Raw genomic sequence first — 542 nt, 5'->3', positions numbered from 1 at the left:
ACGTAAGAATCCGATTCGTTAAGGCGTATAAAAATATAGATAATAAAAAGCCGACCTTAGGGTCGGCTGTTTATTGGGTTCGATTCAGTAACTGGCTTTTATAGTGTTACTTACCACAGCATTGCTTGAACTTTTTACCGCTCTCACAAGGGCATGGATCGTTACGACCTACATCTTTAAATGGGTTTAAGCTTTGAGATTTATTGCCAACCATTAGTTCATCTGCACCCAATGCGACTTCAACTAACATCAAATCAAGTTGATCAACAAGGCCTGTTAACGCTGGCCGTGTTTCAATGCCCGCGTCACGCATATGTTGCTGAGTAGACTCTTCATCAATGGCTAGCATCATTGTGGTAAGCAGCGCTTGCAGCATACGTTGTAAACCATCATTTAGCTCAACCTCTTGCCACTGCTCTTCAATCAAAGGCCAAACCGACATGAAACCTTCAGCAAAATCGGCTAACTGCTCAGGATCTTTTCCAGTTAGCTCTAGAGCTGAATACTCATTACGTAAAATACGGTTATGTTGCTTGTGAATT

The 542-nt window shown here is 41.9% G+C and carries 1 protein-coding gene; it reads right to left on the bottom strand.

The features are described from left to right. Positions 1-106: 106 nt before the first annotated feature. The coding region (locus R7190_RS29990) for an SEC-C metal-binding domain-containing protein (protein WP_318138222.1) at positions 107-542 on the bottom strand (436 nt) is incomplete at its 5' end.

This window comes from Vibrio sp. 1078-1 (assembly GCF_033340475.1).
The sequence above is the reverse complement of the archived record's forward strand: the minus strand, read 5'-3'. Positions and strand labels throughout refer to the sequence as shown.